Genomic DNA, 23,265 nt, shown 5'->3' on the forward strand with positions numbered 1-23,265 from the left:
CGCGCCCCTACAGGGATCGCGCCGGGCCGCTCAACGTAGCTACCTCCACCTCCTTCTTGCTTCGCGGTTTGAGCCGCGACACGGCAAACAGCACCACTGTCAGCCCGACCACCTGGTACAGGGAAATCTCTTCACTCAAAAGTGCCCATGACGCCAACACCGTCAGCACCGGCCCCAGGTTGCCCACCGCCGCCGTATGGGTAGGCCCCAGCCGCTGGATCGCCAGCGCCACCCAGTAAATCGGCAGCACCGTGGAAAACACCGCCATCAACCCGGCATTGGCCCACACTGCGCCGGGCAATTGCCACAACTGCCCGACGGGGGCTACCAGCAGGTAATGCGCCAACACCATCAGCGAGGACGCGGTGCCGCACAACCCGGCCAGGCGCATCGAGCCCATGCGTTTGAGCATCATCCCGGTACCGGCGTAGTAAAGTGCGTAGGTCACGGCACTGGCAAACACCCACAGCGAGCCCAGCACCACCTGCTGGCCTACCCCTGCGACACTGATGTCATGCACAAAGGCGATGCCCAGACCCAGGTAGCACAGGCCCATGGCCGACAAGGTGCGCAGGCTTGGCCGTTCACGCAGGGCGATGGCCTGGAACACCAGCACCAGTGTCGGGTAGGTGAACAGAATCAGCCGTTCGAGCCCGGCACTGATGTACTGCAAGCCATAGAAATCGAACAGGCTGGCCAGGTAATAGCCGAGCAGCCCAAGCAAGGCCACACGCAAACCGTCGCCCAGATTGAGAGGGGCGCTGCCCTGGCTACGGCTGGCCCATACCAACCAGGCGAACAACGGCAGCGCCAGCCCCATGCGCATGGCCAAAAGGCTGATGGCGTCCACCGGCCCGGCAGCGTAGGCGAGCTTGACGAAAATGGCCTTGAAGCTGAAGCCAAGGGCGGCCAGTACGGCGTACAAGGCGCCGCTCTGCATCTGGCGTTGAATCAGGCTGCGTAATGCGTTCATGGAGTACCTGCGGCAGAAGAAAGGCAGGGCTTATTCTGAACAGAAGGCCGTTGCGCTAGAATCGCTTTTTATCGAATAGGGTCTTCTGTTTTGGAGAAAGGCATGCGATTCGATCTGACTGACCTGCGCTTGCTGATGGCTATTGCCGCCACCGGTAGCCTGAGCAAGGCCGCTACGACCTTTCCGGTGGCCGTATCGGCTGCCAGTACTCGTCTGCGTCTGCTCGAAGAGCGCTGTGGCCTGGTGTTGTTCACCCGCAAGGCCGATGGCATGCAACTGACGCCTTCCGGGCGCCTGATGCTGGAGGGGGCGCGCAATGTGCTCGGCGAAGCGCAAAAACTGCAAGAGACCTTGCAGCAAATGGCTGGTGAGCAGCGCATCACCTTGCGTCTGGCGGCTTCGACGGTGGCCAACAGCACATTGTTGCCAGCAATACTGGGGCCGTTTCTGGCAGATTACCCGGAAGTCGACCTGCAACTGATGGAGCACAAGAGCGTGGACGTGCTGCGGGTGGTGCTGGCCAACGAGTGCGAGATTGGTGTGTACGACGGCATCCTGCCCAGCGGGGGTGTGGTATCGCTGCCGTTTCGCACCGAGCGGCTGGTGATGCTGGTGCCCACCGACCATCCCCTGGCCGGGCGCGAGCAACTGCGTCTGGTCGATGCCTTGGGCTACGCGTTCATCTGCCTTCCGGCTGGGCGGCCGATGCAGCGCTTTGTCGAGGAACTGGCGATGAACCTGGCCATGCCGCTGAAGGTACGTGTGCGGGCCCCCAGCTTCGAGGCCATCGCGCAACTGGTGGCACAGCGTGCGGGCGTGGCCATGCTGCCTGAAACCGCCGCCGTACGCGCCGAGCAGGAATTGCCGGTGCGCCGGGTGGCCCTGGCGCAAAGCTGGGCCACCCTTGAACTGCGCCTGTGTTTCCGTGACTGGGAGCGCCTGAGCTCACACGGGCGGCAGCTGGTGAGCTTTTTGTCGGGGCGGCAGTTGACTGCCCCTGCTGCGGGTGATCGCCATGAAGGGTGACTGATCGTCAGCTCAGCTACCCAGCAGACGGTGATATCAATATGATATCTAGCTTGAGGGGCAGCCTTGACGTCGAGCCATGATTTACAGGCTCCTGACCAAGGCCTCTCTGAAAAGTCATCACAAGCGCATACAATCGCGCCTTTTCCTCGTTAACCAGATAGGCCAAAGCGTATATGGCGCTAGACCCACCCACGATGCTGACCATTTCGGTCGCCCTGGCAGCAGCGGCTGCCCTGTATTTGGCGATTGAATGGCGCAGTGTCCGCGAGCCCTCGTTGCTGTTCTGGAGCGCGGGTTTCGCCACCATCACTGTCGGTTGCATCCTGGCCTTGCTGCGCGGGATCGGTTTGCTGTTCATCGGCATCTGGTTTGCCAACGGATTGTTGGTAGTAGCGCACGCGTTTTTCCTGATGGGCGTGTTGCGTTTTACCCAGGACCGCCTGTCGCGGGCCTGGCTGATGATTGTGCTTGTCTGGTTCACCTTGCTGTTGCTGCCTGTGGGGCCACAGTGGTCGAAAGTAATGCTGATGGTCAACTCGTTGCTGATAGCGGCGTTGACGCTCAAGGCCAGCTTCCTGTTGCGTCCCCACGGCAAGTCGTTGAGCGTCGGCGCCGTGCAGCTGCGTTACGTATTGCTGATTCATGGGCTGTTCTATGTGGTCAAGGCGATCATTGCGATTGCACCGGGTACCTTGATCGACCTCGCCACCTTTGGCGGGATGATCATTCAGGTTTCTTTGGTTGAGGGGGCGATGGCGATCATGCTGATTGCCTTGTCGATGACCGGTACCGTGCGCTATCGGCGCGAGGAGCGGATTGCTCGGCTGGCAGCCCGCGACCCGTTGACCGCGCTTTACAACCGGCGTGCGCTGGAGGTACGGGCGGAGTACTTCTTCAAGGATGTCAGCCCGGCACAGCCCGGTGCGTTGCTGTTGATCGACATCGACAACTTCAAGCTCGTCAACGACTTGCACGGGCATATTGCCGGGGATCGGTTGCTGATTGCCCTGAGCGAGATGATTCGCACAGTGCTGCCCGAGCGCGCGCTGGCCGCGCGGCTGGGCGGCGATGAATTCGTCATCTTGTTGAGTGGGGCGAGTAGCGAGCGGGTGATTGAGCTGGGCGGGCTGTTGCGCGAGCAGTTTCAGCAGTATGCCGCCAAGACCGTGCCTACGCCCCAGGCCGTCACCTTGAGCATCGGCGTCAACCTGTTCGAACACCCGCCGGCGAGCCTGGCGGCGTTGATCGAGCAGGGGGATGTGGCCTTGTACCAGTCCAAGCGCAGTGGGCGCGACAGTATCCGGTTTGTCGAGCGGCCGGTGGTAGACCTTAACCAGTAGACTCATGGGGCTGCTTTGCAGCCCCAATGGCCTGAAGATTACTGATTAAGCAGGAGGGTCAGGTCACGACCTGGTAGCAAGGTACATACGCTGCGCCGCCGGGCAGTTTCATGCGGTGCTGATCGACGAAGGCCTGCAGCAGCCGGCCGAGTGGGTCCAGAATGACACTGTCGCCACGGATCTGGTACGGCCCGTGTTCTTCGATCAGGCGAATGCCCTTGTCCTTCACGTTCCCCGCAACCACACCGGAAAACGCCCGGCGCAGGTTGGCCGCCAGTTCATGGGGTGGCAGTTCGCGGCGCAGGTCCAGCTCGGCCATGGCCTGGTGGGTGGGGTCGAACGGGCGCTGGAAGCTTTCCTCGATCTTCAGCAGCCAGTTGAAGTGGAAGGCGTCGTTGCGCTCGCGGCGGAACTGCTTGACCGCCTTGAGCCCTTCGACCATGTGCCGGGCGACTTCCGCCGGGTCATCAATGATGATTTCGTACAAGCGGTGCGCCGCCTCGCCCAGGGTGGCGCCGACGAAGGCATGCAACTGTTGCAGGTAAGGCTCGGCGCTGCGCGGGCCGGTAAGCACCACCGGGAACGGCACGTCGTGGTTGTCCGGGTGCATGAGGATGCCCAGCAGGTACAGGAACTCCTCGGCCGTGCCGGCACCGCCCGGGAAGATGATGATGCCGTGACCGACACGCACGAAGGCTTCCAGACGCTTCTCGATGTCCGGCAGGATCACCAGTTCGTTGACGATCGGGTTGGGCGCCTCGGCGGCAATGATGCCCGGCTCGGTCAGGCCCAGGTAGCGGCTGCCATGCATGCGCTGCTTGGCGTGGGCGATGGTGGCGCCTTTCATCGGCCCCTTCATCACGCCCGGGCCGCAGCCGGTGCACACGTCCAGCTTGCGCAGGCCCAGCTCGTGGCCGACCTTCTTGGTGTACTGGTATTCTTCGGTGCTGATCGAGTGGCCACCCCAGCACACCACCATCTTCGGCTCTACACCCGGGCGCAGGGTGCGGGCGTTGCGCAGCAGGTGGAAGACGTAGTCGGTGATGCCCTGAGAGCTTTCCAGGTCGATGCGCTGGCTGGCCAGCTCGCTTTCGGTGTAGACGATGTCGCGCAGGGCGCTGAACAGCATTTCACGGGTGCTGGCGATCATTTCGCCATCGACGAAAGCGTCGGCCGGGGCATTTAGCAGCTCCAGGCGCACACCGCGGTCCTGTTGGTGGATTTTGACCTCGAAGTCTTTATAGGCCTCGAGAATCGTCTTGGCATTGTCGACATGGGCGCCGGTGTTGAGGATGGCCAGGGCGCACTGGCGGAACAGGGTGTAAAGGCTACCGGTACCGACTTCACTCAGTTGCTGCACTTCACGTTGTGACAGCGTTTCCAGGCTGCCTTTGGGGCTGACGGATGCATTGATGACATTGCGTTGAGGCATCTAAGTCTTTCCTGTGCGGGTAAAACATCCTTCTTTGACAACACCATACCGAGAAATGTGGGCGGCAACGAGGGGGGCGAGGAAAAACCTTGAGACCGGGTTGGCTTCTTCGCGGGTGAACCCGCTCCCACAGGTCATGCGCTGCCTGTCAGACCTGCGCTGTACCTGTGGGAGCGGGCAAGCCCGCGAAAAAGCCAACCCGCTCTCACGTCAGCCCAACAGCTTCTGCACACCCAGGGTAATCGCCAAACCACCCCCAACCAGCCACAGGTTCAGAATTGCCCCGGTAGCCAGCGCCCGTGGGCCGGCCTGGCGAATCTGGCTGAAGCGCGTTTCCATCCCCAGCGCCGTCATGGCCATGGTCAGGGCAAAGGTGTCGAGGCTGTTCACCGCCTGGGTCACGCTACCCGGCAGTACCTGCAGTGAATTCACCAGGACCAGTGCAAGGAACCCGAAGGCGAACCAGGGCATCGCAATGCGCCCGTTGCCCTGCGCCAGGCCGGTTTTGCGCGAGCGGCTGATCCACAGGCCTACCACCAGCAGTACCGGCACCAGCAGCATTACCCGGGTCATCTTGACGATGGTGGCGATATGGGTGGCTTCAGGGCTGACGTTACTTGCTGCGCCCACCACCTGGGCGACTTCGTGAAGGGTACCGCCCAGGAACAGCCCCGCCCCCAGGGTGTCCAGGTGCAGCCAGCCGGCGTTGATGGCCAGCGGGTACAGGAACATCGACAAGGTGCCGAACAGCACCACGCTGCCGACTGCCATGGCGCTTTTGTGCGGGGCACTGCGCAATGCCGACTCGAAGGCCAGCACGGCGGCGGCGCCGCAGATGGCGCTGCCAGCGGCGGTCAGCAGGGCGGTATCGCGGTCCAGCTTGAGCAACTTCATGCCGCACCACAGGCCGATCAGCAGCGTGCTTGAAACCACCAGCAACGACACGATCAGCCCCGACCAGCCGACTTCGGCAATTTCCTGCAGGCTGACGCGCAGGCCAAAGAAGGCCACGGCAATGCGCAGCAGGCCGCGGGCGGAAAAGTTGATGCCGGCAGCCCAGCTGGCCGGTACACCATCGCGCAAGGCGTTGCCGTACAGCGCGCCAGCAACGATGCCGACGATCAACGGGCTGATGCCCAGGTTGGCGATGGCGGGCAGGGCGGCCAGCTGAGTGACCGCCAGTGCGAACAGCGCGACGAACAGGATGCCATTGAGCCGCCCTCGGGTAGAGAGGGTAGGCGTAATAGCGTGGTTGGACGGAACCGTGGCCATGTGAGTCCTCCGGAAAGGTGTTTCGACAAGGCCTACGTTAATCTGGTTATAAGCTTATAAAAAATCGTAATTTGAAATGGCAAATATCCGTTTAGCTGATATTTTTAAATCATGACCCCAGAACAGCTGATAACGTTTGCCACTGTTGCCGAGCACGGCAACATCAGCCATGCGGCCCAGTCCCTGCATTTGTCGCAACCGGCCGTGTCCGGCCAGCTCAAGCTGCTGCAGGAGGCCTTTGGCGAGCCGCTTTACCAGCGTGCCGGCCGTGGCGTGCGGTTGACCGCAGCCGGCGAGCAACTGCTGGCCCATGCCGAGCGCCTGCGCGAAACCTTCCGCCAGGCCCAGGCACTGCGTGAGGCCATGCGGGGGTTGGAGCGCGGTACCTTGCGGATCGGTGCCAGTACCACGCCCGCCAGTTACCTGCTGCCGTACCTGATCGCCGATTTCCACGCCAGCCACCCGGACGTGCTGGTGACTACGTCCCACGGCAACACGGCGGAGATCGTCGCTGCGCTGGACAGTGTCGACATCGCCCTGATCGAAGGACCGCCCGGGCAGGAACTGCCGTTGGGGACGCAAGTGACCGCCTGGCGCGAGGACGAGATCGTTGCCATCGTGCCCAGTGGCCATCCGCTGGCTGGCGCAGATCAGCAAACCCTGGCGTCGCTGGGCGCCTACCCGTTGGTGTTGCGCGAGAGCGGTTCGGGTGTACGGCAGATCGTCGAGCGGGCGTTTGCCCGCGATGGTGTGGCGATGCGCGTAGCCCTGGAAATTGCCGGGGTGGAAGGGGTGAAGGAGGCGGTGCGTGCGGGAATGGGGGTTGGCTTTGTGTCGGCAATGTCGATCCGTCATGAGGATGGGGCATTGCACCGGTTGCAGGTTGTCCCCCAGGCGTTGGTCAGGCGGTTCTCAATATTGATGCCGCATGCGGCCACGCCGTCGAGAGCGGCGGCGAGATTTCTTGAATTGTGTATAGACCTGCATTAGGCAGGGTGACGGTACTGGCCCATTCGCGGGTGAACCCGCACACACGCACAGTACAGTCTTCAAGAGCATTACGGGCAGTTCACCAATGTGGGTGCGGCCGTGCGCCCCGAAGGGTCGCGCGGACGGTCCCGCCGCTGCTATGCGGGGCGCAGGCTATCAGCATGATCAATGCGCGCAGCGGCTTTTATCGCCTTGCTCGGCCGGTGCCTTGCGTGCCGCCGCCAGAAGGGTTGCCAGCACAATCAACGCAGCACCCGCAGCCATGAGCAGGCTCGGCTGATCACCAAACAGCCACCAGGCCCCGATGATTGCATACACCGGCTCCAGCGCGATGATCATGCCGGCTGTGCGCGCTTCCAGGCCTTCCAGACTCTTGACGAAGAGGAACTGCGACAGCCCGGTGCAGAACACCCCCAGCAGCGCCAGGTTGACCCAGTCACTGCCCGCCAGGCTGGTGCTGCCTAGGTGGGTGAAGGCGAATGGTGCCACCAGCGCAGCCACCACCACGTTCTGCCAGAAGGCCACTTGCATGGCGTTCATGCTTGAGACATTGCGGCGGTTGGCCACGGTCAGCAGGGCGAATGCCAGGCCCGAGCCCAGGCCCCAGAGCAGGCCGATGGTGCCTTTGTCGAGCAGGTCGAAGGTCGGCACCACCAGTACCAGGCCCGCCGTGACCATCAGCAACAGCAAGCCTTGCACGGCACCAATGCGCTGGCCAAACACGCCCCGTTCAATCATGGCAATGAATGCCGGGAAGCTGGCGAAGCCCAGCGTAGCCACGGCCACACCACCGACTTTGACAGCGATGAAGAAGGTTACCCAGTGCGTGGCCAGAAGGGCGCCGGTCAGGCCGAGTATCGGCAGGTTGCGCAGGGTCAGCGCATCGAGCAGGCGTGTACCCTTGAGCCCGGCGACAAAGCCCAGGGCAATGAAGGCGAATGTGGCGCGGCCGAAGGTGATGATGCTGGCGTCGGCCTCGATCAGGTGACCGAGGATACCGGTCAGGCCGAACAGCACAGCGGCAATATGAGCAACGCACAGGGCGTTACGGTAGCCGGTGGCAGCACCGGCTACGGGGATTGAAGTCGCGATCATGGCAGTCAAGTCTTCACAATGTGGCGCGCGCATACACTCCCGGCTGCGCGACGCGGGTCTTTAATACTGGGAGTTTTATCGTTATGAGCCCGGACGAACTGCCCGGTGCAAAAAGGCGCCACAGCGTTGGAATTGTGAAGCGAGGCTGTTTTACTCGCGGGTACCACGTCGGCCAGCCCACGGCGCGGGGCTGGTCGATGGGTGTATTATCTTTGTATACAGTTATGTCAGCCGATCGCGGGCGACGTGTGTTTGTCTGATCGCGACATCAGCTGTTGCCTTGCAGCGCCGCGTCACTCGTCGCCGTAGTTCATGATCGACAGCAGGCGTATGGGCACCTGTACCAGCTGCTCCGGGCCGTGCGGGGTTTCGCCGTCGAAGGTCAGGCTGTCGCCAGCGTGCATGTGGTAGAGCTGGTTGCCATGGCGGTACACCAGCTCGCCCTCCAGCAAATGGAGGAACTCGGTACCAGGGTGGGCAAAGGTCGGGAACTCTTCGCTGGCGTCGTCCATGCTCACCATATAGGCCTCGAAATTCTTCTTCGGCCCCCTGGCGTGATTGAGCAAGTGGTAGGTGTGGCCCTTTTCGGTGCCGCGGCGCACCACTTCCAGCCCTTCGCCAGCCTTTACCAGCAGCGCATTGCCGTCGGGCTGGTCATATTGGCTGAACAGCTTGGCCATCGGCATGCCCAGTACGTCGCACAGGCGGCTGAGAGTGTCGAGGCTGGTGGACACCTGGGCGTTCTCGATCTTGCTCAGCATGCCCTGGCTGATGCCGGCAATGCGCGCCACATCGGCGAGCTTGAGGGACTGGGCCTGGCGCTGGCGCTTGATCTGCAGGCCCAGGTACTGCTCCAGGCGAAGGCGCGGTTCGGTTTGGGTCGACATCGAATGTCCTGCACGGTTTCAGTTCAAGAATAAAGATTTCGCACTGGGAAAGTGCGAATGGCCGCTGCGCTGGCCGCTTCTTTCCTCAGGTGAAAACTAGTTTCCCATAAATACAGCCTAAAAACCTGCCTGGGTTTTTGTGCAGCCTTACTGGCCTCTTCGCGGGCACGCCTGCTCCCACAGGGCTTTGCGGCGACTCTGTGGGAGCGGGCGAGCCCGCGAAGAGGCCAGCATAGGCAACTCAAAGCAGCACCCTGGACACAGTTGGCAAGCACATTGCATTCCTGTCAGGAAAGTAAGTTTCCTTAGCGGAATCATTGCCCCTTGCCCAGGAGTGTCCAACCCATGTTGCCAGCAGAAACCCAGCGCACCCTCGACCAACACGGCATCAAATACGTGCTGGCGCAGTTCGTCGATATCCATGGTTCGGCGAAGACCAAATCGGTGCCGGTATCGGGCCTGAAGATGGTAGCCGAGGAGGGTGCCGGTTTTGCCGGGTTCGCCATCTGCGGCATGGGCATGGAACCGCACGGCCCGGACTTCATGGCTCGCGGCGATCTGTCCACCTTGATCCCGGTGCCGTGGCAGCCAGGTTATGGCCGGGTGGTGTGCGTGGGCCATGTGAATGGCCAGCCTTGGCCCTACGACACCCGCCATGTGTTGCAGCAGCAGGTGCAGCGCCTGGCCGACAAGGGCTGGACCCTGAACACCGGCCTTGAGCCCGAATTCAGCCTGTTCCGCCGCGACCAAGGCGGCAAGCTGCAACTGGTGGACGCCTCCGACAACCTCGACAAGCCCTGCTACGACTACAAGGGGCTGTCACGTTCGCGCCTGTTCCTTGAAAAGCTGACTGAAGCGCTGCAGCCGGTGGGCTTCGACATCTACCAGATCGATCATGAAGACGCCAACGGCCAGTTCGAGATCAATTACACCTACAGCGACGCCATGGAATCGGCCGACCGCTTCACCTTCTTCCGCATGGCCGCCGGCGAGATCGCCAACGACCTGGGCATGATCTGCTCGTTCATGCCAAAGCCCGACCCCAAGCGCGCGGGTAACGGCATGCACTTTCACCTGTCGCTGGCCAGCAGCACCCACAAGAACCTGTTCCACGACCCGTCCGACAGCAGCGGGATGGGCCTGTCGAAACTGGCCTATCACTTTGCCGCAGGGTTGATGGCCCACGGCCCGGCGTTGTGCGCCTTTGCGGCACCCACGGTCAACTCCTACAAGCGCCTGGTGGTGGGCCGTTCGTTGTCCGGTTCTACGTGGGCCCCGGCCTTCGTCGCCTGGGGGGCCAACAACCGTTCGGCGATGGTGCGCATTCCTTATGGTCGCCTGGAGTTCCGCCTGCCGGACGCCGGGTGCAACCCGTACCTGGTCACCGCCGCGATCATCGCCGCGGGCCTCGATGGCATCGACCGCCAGCTGGAACCGGGCGAGATGTGCAATGAAAACCTCTACAACCTGAGCCTTGAAGAAATTGCCGCACGCGGCATCAAGACCCTGCCGCAATCGCTGAAAGAGGCCGCCGACGCGCTCGAAGCCGACCCGTTGTTCCGCGAGGTGCTGGGCGCCGAGATCGTCGACGAGTTCATCAAGCTCAAGCGCATGGAGTGGGTGGAGTACTGCCGCCACGTTTCCGACTGGGAAATCCAGCGTTACACCGAATTCTTCTGACCGCCGCCAATCCCCTGGGCGGCCAATACGAAAGCGCTCGCCCACTGCCTAGTAAGGAGCATCACCATGTGTGGAATCGTAGGTCTGTACCTGAAAAAGCCCGAGCTGGAAGCACAGCTTGGCAAGCTCTTCGAACCCATGCTCCAGGCCATGACCGACCGTGGCCCGGACAGCGCCGGCTTCGCCATCTATGGCGACGAAGTGGCCGATGGCTGGGTCAAGCTGACCCTGCAGGCCACTGACATCAGCTACCCCTGGGCCACCCTGATGGGCCAGCTGGAAGGCTGCCTGGGCTGCTCACTGGACTGGTTCCAGAACGCCAGCGCCGCCGTGCTCAAGGTGCACACGGATGAAGCCTCTGCCCGCGCGGCGTTGGCCGAGCTGGCCCCCGGTGTACGCATCATGAGCGCCGGGCAGAGCATCGAAATCCTCAAGGGCATGGGCTTGCCCGCGGAGATTTCCAGCCGCTTCGGCCTGGCCGGCATGAAGGGCAGCCACATCATCGGCCACACCCGCATGGCCACCGAAAGCGCAGTGACCATGGAAGGCAGCCACCCGTTCTCCACCGGCGCCGACCTGTGCCTGGTGCACAACGGCTCGCTGTCCAACCACTTCCGCCTGCGCCAGGAACTCAAGCGCGAAGGCATCAGCTTCGAGACCGACAACGACACCGAAGTGGCCGCCGGCTACCTGACCTGGCGCCTGCAGCAGGGCGACAGCCTGGCCCAGGCCCTGGATGGCGCGCTGGAAGACCTGGACGGTTTCTTCACTTTTGCCATCGGCACCCGCAACGGTTTTGCGGTGATCCGTGACCCGATTGCCTGCAAGCCGGCCGTGCTGGCCGAGACCGAAGACTACGTGGCCATGGCCTCGGAATACCAGGCGCTGGCCGGTCTGCCGGGCATCGAAAACGCCAAGGTCTGGGAACCGGCCCCGGCCACGCTTTACGTCTGGGAGCGCGAAAGCGCCTGACCTGCCACCGAACCCCTGGAGAACCTTATGAAGACGATCGACCTTTCCAGCACTTCGGTGCGTGTGCTCAACCAGTCCCTGCACGGCGAGGTGCAGGACCTCGAATGGCAAGTGACCCACCCTGGCGGGAAGCACAACCTGGCTGTGGGTATCAACGCCGCCGTGGCCGTGGATATCGAAGGCCATGCCGGCTACTACTGCGCCGGCATGAACCAACAGGCCAGCGTCACCGTACACGGCAACGTGGGTGTGGGTGTGGCCGAGAACATGATGTCCGGCTCGGTGCGGGTCAAGGGCAGTGCCTCCCAGGCCGCTGGTGCCACCGCCCATGGCGGGCTGCTGGTGATCGAGGGCGATGCCGGTGCCCGTTGCGGTATTTCCATGAAAGGCGTGGACATTGTTGTGGGCGGCAGCATCGGCCACATGAGCTGCTTCATGGGCCAGGCCGGGCGGCTGGTGGTGTGTGGCGACGCCGGCGATGCGCTGGGCGACTCGCTGTATGAGGTGCGCATCTACGTCAAGGGCTCGGTGCAGTCGCTGGGCTCGGACTGCATCGAGAAAGAAATGCGCGCCGAACACCTGCAAGAGCTGCAGGAACTGCTGAACAAGGCCGGCCTGGACCACAAGGCCGCCGATTTCAAACGCTACGGCTCGGCCCGCCAGCTGTACAACTTCAAAGTCGACAACGCCAGCGCGTACTGATCCAGGAGCATTCCCATGAGCGAGCAATTCCCCCCGGTACTGCGTGAGTCGGCCACCTTCGATCGCCTGACCATCCAGGAAATCCAGCGTGCTGCCGAAACCGGCATCTACGACATTCGCGGTGGCGGCACCAAGCGCCGTGTGCCGCACTTTGACGACCTGTTACTGCTGGGCGCCAGCGTGTCGCGCTACCCCCTGGAAGGCTACCGCGAGAAGTGCGGCACCGACGTGGTGCTTGGCAACCGCTTTGCGAAAAAGCCGATCCACCTGAAAATCCCGGTGACCATCGCCGGCATGAGCTTTGGCGCGCTGTCGGCCAACGCCAAGGAAGCGCTGGGCCGTGGTGCGACCATCGCCGGTACCAGCACCACCACCGGCGACGGTGGCATGACCCCGGAAGAGCGCGGCCAGTCGCAGCACCTGGTGTATCAGTACCTGCCATCGCGCTACGGCATGAACCCCGACGACCTGCGCAAAGCCGATGCTATCGAGATCGTCCTCGGGCAGGGCGCCAAGCCGGGCGGTGGCGGCATGCTGCTGGGCATGAAGGTGACCGAGCGGGTGGCCGGCATGCGCACCTTGCCCATTGGCGTGGACCAGCGCAGTGCTTGCCGCCACCCGGACTGGACAGGGCCGGACGACCTGGCGATCAAGATTGCCGAGATCCGCGAGATCACCGACTGGGAAAAACCCATCTACGTGAAGATCGGCGCCAGCCGCCCGTACTACGACGTCAAGCTGGCGGTGAAGGCCGGTGCTGATGTGATCGTGCTCGACGGCATGCAGGGCGGTACCGCAGCGACTCAGGAAGTGTTCATCGAGCACGTCGGCATCCCGATCCTGCCGGCCATCCCGCAGGCAGTGCAGGCGCTGCAGGAAATGGGCATGCACCGCAAGGTGCAGCTGATCGTCTCTGGCGGTATCCGCAACGGTGCCGACGTGGCCAAGGCCATGGCCCTGGGCGCAGATGCAGTGGCCATTGGTACGGCGGCGCTGATTGCCTTGGGTGACAACCACCCGCGACTGGACAGCGAGCTGAAGAAGATTGGCTCGGCGGCAGGTTTCTATGACGACTGGCAGAACGGCCGTGACCCGGCAGGCATCACTACCCAGGACCCGGAGCTATCCAAGCGGCTGAACCCGGAAGAGGCGGGGCGCCGGTTGGCCAACTACCTGCGGGTGCTGGTGCTGGAGGCGCAGACCATGGCGCGCGCGTGTGGCAAGTCGCACCTGCACAACCTTGACCCTGAGGACCTGGTGGCGTTGACCGTGGAAGCGGCGGCCATGGCGCGGGTGCCGTTGGCGGGTACCGCGTGGGTGCCGGGGCAGGCGCAGTACTGATCCACCGGTAATTGGGGCCGCGTTGCGGCCCTTCGCGGGCACGCCCGCTCCCACAGGTACAGCACGGGGCTTGAGATCTGTGCAACCCCTGTGGGAGCAGGCGTGCCCGCGAAGGGCTGCAAAGCAGCCCCAAGGGCCATCCATCATTCACACAGGAGTGACTCCATGAAGCACCTCACCCTCGCTGTAATGTTGTTAGCCCTGACTTCCCGGGCCCAGGCCGCCGAACCTGTCCTGGACACCGGCAACACCGCCTGGATGATCTGCGCCGCAATGTTCGTGCTGATGATGTGCATCCCGGGCCTGGCGCTGTTCTACGGCGGCATGGTACGGGCCAAGAACTTCCTCTCGGTGTTTACCCAGTTGTTCGCCGTGGCCGGGGTGATCGGCATCCTCTGGGTGCTGTTCGGCTACAGCCTGGTGGTCGACACCAGCGGCATGGTCGAAGGCCAGCTCACCCTCAACAGTTTCATCGGGGGGCTGGACAAGGCACTGATGCTGGATATCGGCCATGACAGCCTGGTCGGCACCATCCCCGAGGGCGTGTTTGCAGTATTTCAGCTGACGTTCGCCATCATCACCCCGGCGCTGATTGCCGGGGGTTTTGCCGAACGCATGAAGTTCAGTGCCTCGCTGCTGTTCATGGCGGCGTGGTTCGTGCTGGTGTACGCGCCGATCGCCCATATGGTGTGGGGCGGGCCGGGGGCGCTGATGGTCAACTGGGGCGTGCTGGACTTCGCCGGTGGTACTGCGGTGCATATCAACTCCGGTGTGGCTGCCTTGGCTGCGGCGTTGATGCTGGGCAAGCGCAAGGGCTACCCGCAGGTGGCCATGCCGCCGCACAACCTCGGCTTTACCCTGGTGGGTGCGGGGCTGCTGTGGGTGGGCTGGTTCGGCTTCAACGTGGGGTCGGGGCTGGCGGCCAACGAGGGGGCGGGGGTGGTGATGCTGGCGACCATGGTGGCGGCTTGTGCCGGCATTGTCGGCTGGTTGCTGACCGAGAAGGTCATGCATGGTCGGCCAACCGCGCTTGGCGCGGCTTCTGGTGCGCTGGCCGGGTTGGTGGGTATCACGCCGGCCTGTGCCTTTGTCGGGCCACTTGGGGCCTTGGTGATCGGCTTGCTGACCGGGGCCATCTGCTTCTTTGCCGTCACCCGGTTGAAGCAAGTACTGGGTTATGACGACAGCCTGGATGTGTTCGGCCTGCATGGTGTAGGCGGCATGGTCGGGGCGATTCTGACCGGGGTGTTTGCGGCGCCGGCGCTGGGCGGCTACGTGGAGGGCGTTTCGCCGATCGGGCAGGCACTGGTGCAGTTGAAGGGGGTAGCATTCACGTTCATCTATTGCTTCGTGGTGAGTTGGGCGATTCTGGGTGCCATCAAACTGACCATCGGGCTGCGGGCCAGCCGGGAAGAGGAAGAGCAGGGGCTGGACCTTGCGGAGCACAATGAGCGGGCCTACAACCTCTGATTGATCTGTTGCCTGTGCCGGCCTCTTCGCGGGACAAGCCCGCTCCCACAGGTCCCCTCAGCATTGGAAACCTGTGGCTGTCCTGTGGGAGCGGGCTTGTCCCGCGAAGAGGCCGGTACAGGTTGAATCAGTGCCCCATGGCCAACTTGGCGCTCGTCTGCCGACGACGGTAGGCACTGTCACGGCTGGCCAGCCACCAATACAGCGGCGAGGTCACCGCCAGCCCGACCAGCCAAGACAAGTCAGCCCCGTTGATGTGCTCGGAAATCGGCCCGACGTACAGTGGCGTGTTCATGAACGGGATCTGCACCGCGATGCCCACCGCATAGGCGATCAGCGCTTGCGGGTTGTAGCGCCCATAAATACCGCCATCAACCTGGAAGATCGACTGGATGTCGTAGTCACCTTTGTGGATGGCGTAGAAGTCGATCAGGTTGATCGCCGTCCACGGCACCAGCACCACCAGCAGCACCAGCACCATGTCGACGAAGTGGCCGATGAAGTCCGCCGAGGCGAACACCGCCACCACGCTGCAGGCCGACAGCACGATCAGCGACAGCACGGCGCGGCTTTTGGCGGTGGGGATCCAGCGGTAGGCGAAGGTTTGCACCAGGGTGATGATCGAAAGCACCGCGCCGTACAGGTTCAGGGCGTTATGGCTGATCACGCTGAGCAGGAACAGCACCAGCATGATCGGGCCCAGGGTGCCGGTGGCCAGCTTGACCGCATCCATGGTGTCCATGCCGGCCGGGATTGCCAGTACCGCCACGGCGCCGAAGATGAACGACAGGCTCGAACCCAGGGCCGAGCCCAGGTAGGTGGTCCAGAAGGTCGAGCTGACTTTCACATCTGCCGGCAGGTAGCGCGAGTAGTCCGATACATAAGGCGCGAAGGCAATCTGCCACAGCGCCGCCAGCGACACGGTGGCCAGCCAGCCGGCCAGGTTGAAGCCGCCGCGGGTGAGGAAGTCGTCGCTTTGCACATGGGTGAAGATGTAAGCGAAACCGACCACGATACCGATGCCCAGCACCCAGGTGCCGATACGGTTGAGCACATGGATGAAGCGGTAGCCGATGATGCCGATGATGCCCGACCCCAACGCACCGATAACGATGCCCACCGGCACCGGTACGGCCTCGACCACACCATGCAGCGACTTGCCGGCGAGGACGATGTTGGAGGCGAAGAAACCGATGTACATGACCCCGGCGATCACCACCACCAGCAGCGCACCGAGGGTGCCGAACTGGGCGCGGCTCTGGATCATCTGCGGGATGCCCATTTGCGGGCCTTGTGCCGAGTGCAGCGCCATCAGCACACCACCGACCAAGTGGCCGACCAGGATGGCAACGATGCCCCAGATCAGGTTCAGGTGAAACAGCTGCACGCCCAGCGCGCCGGTGACGATGGGCAGCGGCGCAATGTTGCCGCCGAACCACAGTGTGAACAGATCCCTTACCTTTCCATGGCGGTCTTGCGGGGGCACGTAGCCGATCGTGTGTTTTTCTATGAGGGGTGCCGAATTGGCTGCACTGGTCATGACTGACTCCAAGGCAAGGTAGGGCATCGGGAACTGCCCGGGGGCGTGCCGGCGAAGGGCAACGCGTTCTTGTTGGAGCGATGATGCGGGGCGCTGGGGTAACGGGAAATTAGTAAATTTGTACCCATAAACCTTAAAAAACCTAAGGCTGACAAAAGCTTAAGCGGTGGACGGTAGCAAGGAGAGTGCCAGCTGGCGGGAAGGCTTGAGGTAGAGGGCTTTGGCTTCGGCCTGGCGTGAAGTGGTGTGCATTGGTGGTGCGTCGTGCGCGTTTACAGCGCACCGGAATTCACGGCTACATCGGCAACAACCGGTCCTGAATCACTTCCTTCATCACCAGTGTCGAGCTCAGCCGCTTCACATTGGGAATGCTGGTCAGTTGCTCGTCATACAGCTTTTGAAAGGCCGGCAGGTCCTTGGCTACCACATGCAACAGGTAGTCCGGGTCACCGAACAGGCGCTGCGCTTCGACTATCTGCGGGATTTCGGCCAGTGCCGCCTCAAAGTCCGCCACCGGCTGCCGGGTCACCTCGCGCAGCGTCACGAATACCAACGCGGCAAAGTTCAGCCCCAGGGCGCTCGGCGCAAGGCGGGCGTGATAGCCCAGAATCGCTCCGGACTCTTCCAGTGCCTTCAAGCGCCGGTGGCAGGGCGACAGGCTGAGCCCTACGCGATCGGCCAGTTCAGTTACCGACAACCGCCCATCTTTTTGCAGTTCGGCAAGGATCTTTCGATCTGTTCGGTCCATAGAGGGAGAATCTTCTAGTAAATGAATGCTGATGGGGAATATACGAAAGAAAATCCCCGGGTGGAATCCGTAATCTTTCTACATCCAAAAGCAGTAGATAAGGAAGATTCAAGTGGCTATCAGTGTGCTGACGGCGTTTTGGGCCGTGTCGATGCTGTTCGTGATCACCCCCGGTGCAGACTGGGCCTATGCCATCTCGGCAGGCATGCGCGGGCGCTGGGTGATGCCCGCCGTGGCGGGGATGTTGTCGGGGCACTTCCTGGCGACGCTGGTGGTGGCTGCAGGTGTCGGCAGCCTGTTGGCGGGCCACCCGCTGGCGCTCACCCTGCTGACCTTGGCAGGGTGCAGCTACCTGTTGTGGCTGGGCGGCAATCTGTTGCTGAGCCCGGCAATGCCCGAGGCCGGGCAGGGTGGTGCCGGGGAATCGGGCTCGCGCTGGGCGTTGAAAGGGTTTTGCGTCAGCGGCCTGAACCCGAAGGTTTTCTTGCTGTTCCTGGCCTTGCTGCCGCAGTTCACCGACCCGCAATCGAGCTGGCCGGTGCCGTTGCAGATCCTGCTGCTGGGGCTGGTGCACCTGTGCAGTTCGCTGGTGATCTACTCACTGGTCGGTTATGGCGCCAAAGCAGTCCTGAGCACCCGGCCGGGGGCCGCGAAGCTGGTCGGGCGGGTGTCGGGGGTGGCGATGATTACAGTGGCCCTGGGCTTGATTGCCGGGCAAATCAACTGACTTGACCGGTTGCAAAGGGCTTCAGATACACTCGCTGCAACTTCACGCACAACCAGGATGTGCCCCATGCCTGAAACAACGCAACTGCTCACTTTCGGCCTGATCTGCCTCGGCATGGTCCTGACCCCGGGGCCGAACATGATCTACCTGATCTCCCGCTCGATCTGCCAGGGCCGCAAGGCCGGGTTGATTTCCCTTGGCGGTGTGGCGTTGGGCTTTGTCATCTACATGTTCTGCGCTGCATTGGGTATTACCGCGTTGGTAATGGCGGTACCTTTTGCCTACGACGCGTTGCGGATCGGTGGTGCATTGTACCTGTTGTACCTGGCCTGGCAGGCGCTGCGCCCCGGTGGCCGTTCACCGTTTCAGGTCCGTGACCTGCCCGCCGACAGCCCGCGGCGGCTATTCACCATGGGTTTTGCCACCAGCCTGCTCAACCCCAAGATTGCTGTCATGTACCTGTCGCTGATGCCGCAGTTCGTCGAGCCGGGGCATGGCAGCGTATTGGTGCAGTCGTTGGTACTGGGTTCGACGCAGATCGCCATCAGCGTCACGGTCAACGCGTTGATCGCGGTCATGGCCGGGTCCATCGCTGTATTCCTGGCGGGCAGGCCGCTTTGGCAACAGGTTCAGCGTTGGTTGATGGGGACGGTGCTGGCAGGGCTGGCGCTGCGCATGCTGGCAGAAGGGCGCCGTTGATCGCGCATCGTGCTGCAAGGTATCAGTGGCTGCTGGCCGAGGTGTCTTCGGGCGAGGTCGCAGGCGGATCCTCCTGCGGCAGATAGAGGGTAAACGTGGTGCCTTGGCCGGCGACGCTGTTGACCTGAACATCGCCACCGGACTGCTTGGCAAAGCCGAACACCTGCGACAAGCCGAGGCCGGTGCCTTCGCCCGGTGCCTTGGTGGTGAAGAACGGATCGAAGATGCGCTCAAGCATGTCGGCGGCGATGCCGGTCCCATTGTCGCTCACCGAAATCGCTGCGAACTGGCCGGGCTGTGACGGCTGGCCGCGCAGGGCTGGCAGGCGCTGGTTCGCCTGCAGGCGCAGTTGCAAGGCGCCTTCGCCCGCCATGGCATCGCGGCCATTGAGCATCAGGTTGATGACTGCGGTTTCCAGTTGGTTGAGGTCAGCGCGGATATGGCAGGGCGCTTGCGGCAACTGCAGCTGGACCTGGATGCGTGCGCCGGTGGCGGTGTCGAGCATGTCGGCCATGGCCTCCAGCCGTGGCCCGGCCTCGAACAGTTGCGGGCTCAGCGCCTGGCGGCGGGCGAAGGCCAGTAGCTGGCCGGTCAGTTTGGCGCCTCGGTCCACCGTGTCAGATATTGTCTTGATGTAGCGCTCGCGGCGTTTCTCATCGAGGTTGGGGCGCTGCAGAAAGTGCAACGATGAGCGGATGATGGTCAGCAGGTTGTTGAAATCGTGGGCCACGCCCCCGGTCAGTTGGCCGATGGCTTCGAGCTTTTGTGTCTGGCGTAGCACGGCCTCGGTATGCAGCAACTGGGCCGTGCGTTCTTCGACGCGGTGTTCCAGGGTGGCGTTGAGCGCTTCAAGTGCCGCCATCGCCTCGCGCACTTCGGCATGGGCCTGAGCCCGCTGGATATGCGCCCAGCAACGTTCGGTCACCTCGCTGATCAGTGCTTGTTCGTAGTCGGTCCATACCCGTGGCACACGGTCATGAATTGCCATCAGCGCAGTCAGCCTGCCACCTTTGATCAGTGGCATACAGATGGTGGCAGTAATGCCGATGGCCTGAAATGTTGCCGCCTCGTCAGCGGCCAGTTCGCGGAGGTTGTCATTGATCACCAGGGCCAGCCCGCTGCGCAGGCGGCTGACCGCCAGGCGGCCGAAGTCATGCAGGTGATACTGGCCGACCAGGCGCGGTGAGCCGGGTGCCACCGCATCGCCGCAGATGGTGAAACCGTCCTCGTCCGGCTCCATTACCGCATAGGCGCAACTGGACAGGCCAAGGTGCTCGACCAGCATGCGCGTGATGATGGCCATGATCTGGTCCGGGTCGGTGGCGTCGGCCACGGCGCGGCCGAGGTTGTCGAGAAAATTCAGCCGCTGGTTGGTGACCACGCTGGCGGTGGTTTCGGTGACCGTATCGAGCATGCCCAGCACCTCGCCATCAAGGCCGCGAATCGGGCTGTAGCAGAAGGTGAAATAGGCCCGCTCGGGGCTGCCGTTGCGCTCGATGGTCAGCGGAAAGTCTTCGATGTACACCGCTTCACCCGCCAGCGCGCGGTCGGCCATGGCGCTTATGTCAGCCCAGGCTTCCTGCCACACGTCGCCGAAGGGAATGCCCAGTGCCAAGGGCTTGCGCCCGAGAATCTGGGTGAAGGCGTCGTTGTGCAGGGTGAGCAGGTCGGGGCCCCAGAGCACGGCCTGCGGGAAACGTGAGGCCAGGCACACGGCCAAAGTGGTCTTCAGGGTGTCGGGCCAGTGTTCCAGTGGGCCCAGGGGGGTCGTGGCCCATTCGTGGTTGCGGATGCGCTCGGCCATCAATCCGCCGCCGTCTAGCCATTTCGCCATGTGCGCTGCCGGTCCTGTTACTCAAGGCCTTTAGGGTGCACCGAGAATAGCCGGTTAGCGAATGAAGTGCACCTTGCCGGTGTCGTCATTGCCCATGTAAATGCCGTAAACACCGGCCTGGCGCTCGAGGATGTAGCGCTCCAGAATCTGCCGGATTGCCGGGTAGTAGATCTCGTCCCACGGGATCTCGTCGGGTTCGAAGAACTTGTACGCCAGTGTCTCCGGCCCATACTGCCCGGTCTCTTCGGTGACGATGGCGCGGAAAATGATGTACACCTCGGAGATTATAGGCACGCTGAAGATCGAGTACGGCGAGACGATGTCGGCGCGCACGCCGCTTTCTTCCCAGACCTCGCGCAGGGCCGCCTGCTCGGTGGTTTCGCCAGCCTCCATGAACCCGGCCGGCAAGGTCCAGGTGCCGGGGCGCGGCGGGATGGCGCGCTGGCACAACAGGTATTTGCCATCGCGCTCGATGATGCAGCCCGCGATGATCTTCGGGTTGATGTAATGGATGTAGCCGCAGCCGGCGCAGTGCAGGCGTTCGTGGGTGTCGCCTGTGGGAACGCCCCGGGCCAGTTCCGTGGTGCAGTGCGGGCAGTAGCGCGGGGCAGTGGGCATGATCAGCGACCTATGCGGGGTTCCTTGAGGGCCAGGGGCTCGACAATGTCGCGCACCTTGGGGTTGTCGTCCTGCTTCTGACGCAGGTAGTCCAGTGCCACTTTGGCGGCAGCGCGGACGTGGTCGACCGAAGCCTGATGGGCCACCAGCGGGTCGCCACCCTTGATCGCTTCGACGATCTTTTCCATTTCGCGGTTGCTGGCGCCACGGCGGTTTTCCTGCGAAACCGAGGTGGCGCGCAAGTAGCTGATGCGTGCCTGCAACTGGCGCAGCTGCTGGGCTGCCACCTGGTTGCCGGAGCCTTCCAGCAGCACGTCGTAGAAGCCTTGCACCGAATCCAGCACCTGCTGCAGCTCGCCCTCTTCGAGGGCCTCGCGGTTGACTTCCAGCGCGCGTTCCAGGGCACGGATGTCCTTGGCCTTGGCATTCAGAGTGAACAGCTGCACGATCAGGCCTTCGAGCACGCAGCGCAGCTCGTAGATGTCGCGGGCGTCTTCAAGGGTAATGATGGCGACGCGCGGGCCTTTGGCATCGGCAAATTCCACCAGGCCTTCGGACTCCAGGTGGCGCAGGGCTTCACGCACCGAGGTGCGGCTGACTCCGAGGCGGTCACAGAGGTCGCGCTCGACCAGGCGGTCGCCGGGCAGCAGGTGGAAGTTCATGATCGCGGCGCGCAGCTTGTCGAGCACGATTTCGCGCAGGGTAACGGGGTTGCGGTTGACCTTGAAGCTGTCGTCGAGTGGCTGGCGTTTCATCAGGTGCGCTCTTTAAGAGGCTGTTGCGCCAACATCGCGGAACGCCCCGAACCGAGGCTTTCCATGCAGTGGTTCGAACAGCCCGTTGTTAACGGGTTGACTCCGCATCGGCTTCGGCAAACGCTTCTCGGGCCAGGCGGAAGCTGTCTACCGCCGCGGGTACGCCGCAGTAAATGCCGACCTGGAGCAGAATTTCGCGAATCTGTTCACGGCTCAGGCCATTGCGCAATGCGCCGCGAATGTGCAGCTTGAGCTCGTGGGGCCGGTTGAGCGCGGAAATCATTGCCAAGTTTATCATGCTGCGCTCTTTGAGCGACAAGCCTTCGCGGCCCCAGACGTGGCCCCAGCAGTATTCGGTGACCAGTTCCTGCAAGGGTTTGGTGAACTCGTCGGCGTTCTGGATCGAGCGGTTGACGTAGTCCTCGCCCAGCACCTGGGTGCGGATCTGCAGGCCCTTGTCGTACTTCTCGTTACTCATGTGCCGTACTCCGGAAGAAAAAAGGGGCCGCAACCGAGGGTGAGACGATAGCGCGGCCCCCGAAAACAGGGTTATCGGTGTTGGCTTCTTCGCGGGCTTGCCCGCTCCCACAGGTATTGCACAGGCTTCAGCTTTTGCGCGATCCCTGTGGGAGCGGGCAAGCCCGCGAAGAGCCCAATGGAGTCTGTCAGCCGAGCGGCGGCAGGGCGCCCAGCTTGCCTTTGTGGTAGACCATCGGCGTCACCGGCTCGGCCGGCAGCACCAGGTTCTTCACCGCACCGACGATGATCGCGTGGTCACCGCCGTCGTACTCGCGCCACAGTTCGCACTCGATGATCGCCGTGGCCTTGACCAGCAACGGGTTACCCAGCTCGCTCAATTGCCACTCGATACCTTTGGCCTTGTCCTTGCCTTTGCCGGCGAAGGCATAGGCCTCCGCCGTCTGATCGGCCGACAGCAGGTGAATCGCGAACTGCTTGCTGTCACGCAGGATCGGGTAGGTGTCGGAGGCGTAGTTGGGGCAGAACAGCACCAGCGCCGGGTCGATCGACAGCGCGCTGAACGCACTGGCGGTGATGCCGACGATGGCGCCGTCGGCGTCCAGGGTGGTCACTACCGTGACGCCGGACGGGAAGGAGCCCATCACGTCTTTGTAGATGCCGGGTTCGATCATCTCGTGCTAC

The 23,265-nt window shown here is 62.9% G+C and carries 22 protein-coding genes; 10 read left to right on the forward strand and 12 right to left on the reverse strand.

Features of this window, described 5'->3' with window-relative positions; translation table 11 throughout:
* Positions 1–7: 7 nt before the first annotated feature.
* Positions 8–973, reverse strand: a complete 966-nt coding sequence (locus P0Y58_13585) for a DMT family transporter (protein ID WEK33168.1) — start codon at positions 971–973, stop codon at positions 8–10.
* Between the two features lie 102 nt (positions 974–1,075).
* Here P0Y58_13585 and P0Y58_13590 point away from each other — a divergent pair, with 102 nt between their 5' ends.
* Both P0Y58_13590 and P0Y58_13595 read left to right on the forward strand, forming a co-directional pair.
* Positions 1,076–1,999, forward strand: a complete 924-nt coding sequence (locus P0Y58_13590) for a LysR substrate-binding domain-containing protein (protein ID WEK33169.1) — start codon at positions 1,076–1,078, stop codon at positions 1,997–1,999.
* 197 nt (positions 2,000–2,196) lie between these two features.
* Positions 2,197–3,342: a GGDEF domain-containing protein gene (locus tag P0Y58_13595; GenBank protein WEK33170.1), complete on the forward strand. Its 1,146-nt coding sequence runs from the start codon at positions 2,197–2,199 to the stop codon at positions 3,340–3,342.
* A gap of 58 nt (positions 3,343–3,400) precedes the next feature.
* Here P0Y58_13595 and ppnN read toward each other — a convergent pair whose 3' ends face one another.
* Positions 3,401–4,774 (reverse strand): nucleotide 5'-monophosphate nucleosidase PpnN, encoded by a 1,374-nt coding sequence (gene ppnN / locus P0Y58_13600; protein WEK33171.1) that lies wholly within the window; start codon positions 4,772–4,774, stop codon positions 3,401–3,403.
* A gap of 210 nt (positions 4,775–4,984) precedes the next feature.
* Positions 4,985–6,046 carry a YeiH family protein gene (locus P0Y58_13605; protein WEK33172.1) on the reverse strand — a complete coding sequence of 354 codons (1,062 nt, stop codon included), beginning with the start codon at positions 6,044–6,046 and terminating at the stop codon, positions 4,985–4,987.
* A 111-nt stretch (positions 6,047–6,157) separates the two neighbouring features.
* Here P0Y58_13605 and P0Y58_13610 point away from each other — a divergent pair, with 111 nt between their 5' ends.
* Complete coding sequence (locus P0Y58_13610) at positions 6,158–7,036, forward strand: LysR family transcriptional regulator (GenBank protein WEK33173.1); 879 nt, start codon at positions 6,158–6,160, stop codon at positions 7,034–7,036.
* Positions 7,037–7,201: 165 nt separating this feature from the next.
* Here the strand turns inward: P0Y58_13610 and P0Y58_13615 are convergent, their stop codons facing one another.
* Positions 7,202–8,131, reverse strand: coding sequence for a DMT family transporter (locus P0Y58_13615; GenBank protein ID WEK33174.1), 930 nt, complete (start codon positions 8,129–8,131; stop codon positions 7,202–7,204).
* A 293-nt stretch (positions 8,132–8,424) separates the two neighbouring features.
* Positions 8,425–9,018, reverse strand: coding sequence for a helix-turn-helix domain-containing protein (locus P0Y58_13620; GenBank protein ID WEK33175.1), 594 nt, complete (start codon positions 9,016–9,018; stop codon positions 8,425–8,427).
* 345 nt (positions 9,019–9,363) lie between these two features.
* Between P0Y58_13620 and glnT the strand changes: the two genes are divergently transcribed.
* From glnT to P0Y58_13645, 5 genes are all read left to right on the forward strand, one after another.
* Complete coding sequence (gene glnT, locus P0Y58_13625) at positions 9,364–10,698, forward strand: type III glutamate--ammonia ligase (protein ID WEK33176.1); 1,335 nt, start codon at positions 9,364–9,366, stop codon at positions 10,696–10,698.
* 66 nt (positions 10,699–10,764) lie between these two features.
* Positions 10,765–11,670 (forward strand): glutamine amidotransferase family protein, encoded by a 906-nt coding sequence (locus P0Y58_13630; GenBank protein ID WEK33177.1) that lies wholly within the window; start codon positions 10,765–10,767, stop codon positions 11,668–11,670.
* A 27-nt stretch (positions 11,671–11,697) separates the two neighbouring features.
* On the forward strand, positions 11,698–12,372 hold the full coding sequence (locus tag P0Y58_13635; protein ID WEK33178.1) for a protein glxC: 675 nt from the start codon (positions 11,698–11,700) through the stop codon (positions 12,370–12,372).
* 15 nt (positions 12,373–12,387) lie between these two features.
* The gene (locus P0Y58_13640) at positions 12,388–13,713 is read left to right on the forward strand and encodes an FMN-binding glutamate synthase family protein (GenBank protein WEK33179.1); all 1,326 of its coding nucleotides are present in this window, start codon (positions 12,388–12,390) and stop codon (positions 13,711–13,713) included.
* 165 nt (positions 13,714–13,878) lie between these two features.
* Positions 13,879–15,183, forward strand: a complete 1,305-nt coding sequence (locus P0Y58_13645) for an ammonium transporter (GenBank protein ID WEK33180.1) — start codon at positions 13,879–13,881, stop codon at positions 15,181–15,183.
* Positions 15,184–15,310: 127 nt separating this feature from the next.
* On the opposite strand, the gene P0Y58_13650 is transcribed toward P0Y58_13645, so the two are convergent.
* Positions 15,311–16,723 (reverse strand): cytosine permease, encoded by a 1,413-nt coding sequence (locus P0Y58_13650; protein ID WEK33181.1) that lies wholly within the window; start codon positions 16,721–16,723, stop codon positions 15,311–15,313.
* 295 nt (positions 16,724–17,018) lie between these two features.
* Entirely contained in the window at positions 17,019–17,471 is a 453-nt protein-coding gene (locus P0Y58_13655) for an Lrp/AsnC family transcriptional regulator (GenBank protein ID WEK33182.1), read from the reverse strand.
* Between the two features lie 112 nt (positions 17,472–17,583).
* On the opposite strand from P0Y58_13655, the gene P0Y58_13660 reads away from it, so the two are divergent.
* Together P0Y58_13660 and P0Y58_13665 are read left to right on the forward strand one after the other, a co-directional pair.
* A complete protein-coding gene (locus P0Y58_13660; protein WEK33183.1) occupies positions 17,584–18,198 on the forward strand; it encodes a LysE family translocator in 615 nt (204 codons plus the stop codon).
* 66 nt (positions 18,199–18,264) lie between these two features.
* Positions 18,265–18,897 (forward strand): LysE family translocator, encoded by a 633-nt coding sequence (locus P0Y58_13665; protein ID WEK33184.1) that lies wholly within the window; start codon positions 18,265–18,267, stop codon positions 18,895–18,897.
* Positions 18,898–18,919: 22 nt separating this feature from the next.
* Here P0Y58_13665 and P0Y58_13670 read toward each other — a convergent pair whose 3' ends face one another.
* The 5 genes from P0Y58_13670 to P0Y58_13690 all read right to left on the reverse strand — a co-directional run bounded on the left by P0Y58_13670 (position 18,920) and on the right by P0Y58_13690 (position 23,255).
* Complete coding sequence (locus tag P0Y58_13670) at positions 18,920–20,731, reverse strand: ATP-binding protein (GenBank protein WEK33185.1); 1,812 nt, start codon at positions 20,729–20,731, stop codon at positions 18,920–18,922.
* A 54-nt stretch (positions 20,732–20,785) separates the two neighbouring features.
* Positions 20,786–21,349 (reverse strand): NUDIX hydrolase, encoded by a 564-nt coding sequence (locus tag P0Y58_13675; GenBank protein ID WEK33186.1) that lies wholly within the window; start codon positions 21,347–21,349, stop codon positions 20,786–20,788.
* Between the two features lie 2 nt (positions 21,350–21,351).
* Positions 21,352–22,104 carry a GntR family transcriptional regulator gene (locus tag P0Y58_13680; GenBank protein WEK33187.1) on the reverse strand — a complete coding sequence of 251 codons (753 nt, stop codon included), beginning with the start codon at positions 22,102–22,104 and terminating at the stop codon, positions 21,352–21,354.
* Between the two features lie 88 nt (positions 22,105–22,192).
* Positions 22,193–22,582, reverse strand: coding sequence for a carboxymuconolactone decarboxylase family protein (locus P0Y58_13685; GenBank protein WEK33188.1), 390 nt, complete (start codon positions 22,580–22,582; stop codon positions 22,193–22,195).
* Between the two features lie 187 nt (positions 22,583–22,769).
* Positions 22,770–23,255: a flavin reductase family protein gene (locus P0Y58_13690; protein ID WEK33189.1), complete on the reverse strand. Its 486-nt coding sequence runs from the start codon at positions 23,253–23,255 to the stop codon at positions 22,770–22,772.
* Between the last annotated feature and the right edge of the window lie 10 nt (positions 23,256–23,265).

Origin of the sequence: Candidatus Pseudomonas phytovorans, from assembly GCA_029202525.1 — a bacterium.
GTDB lineage: Bacteria > Pseudomonadota > Gammaproteobacteria > Pseudomonadales > Pseudomonadaceae > Aquipseudomonas > Aquipseudomonas phytovorans.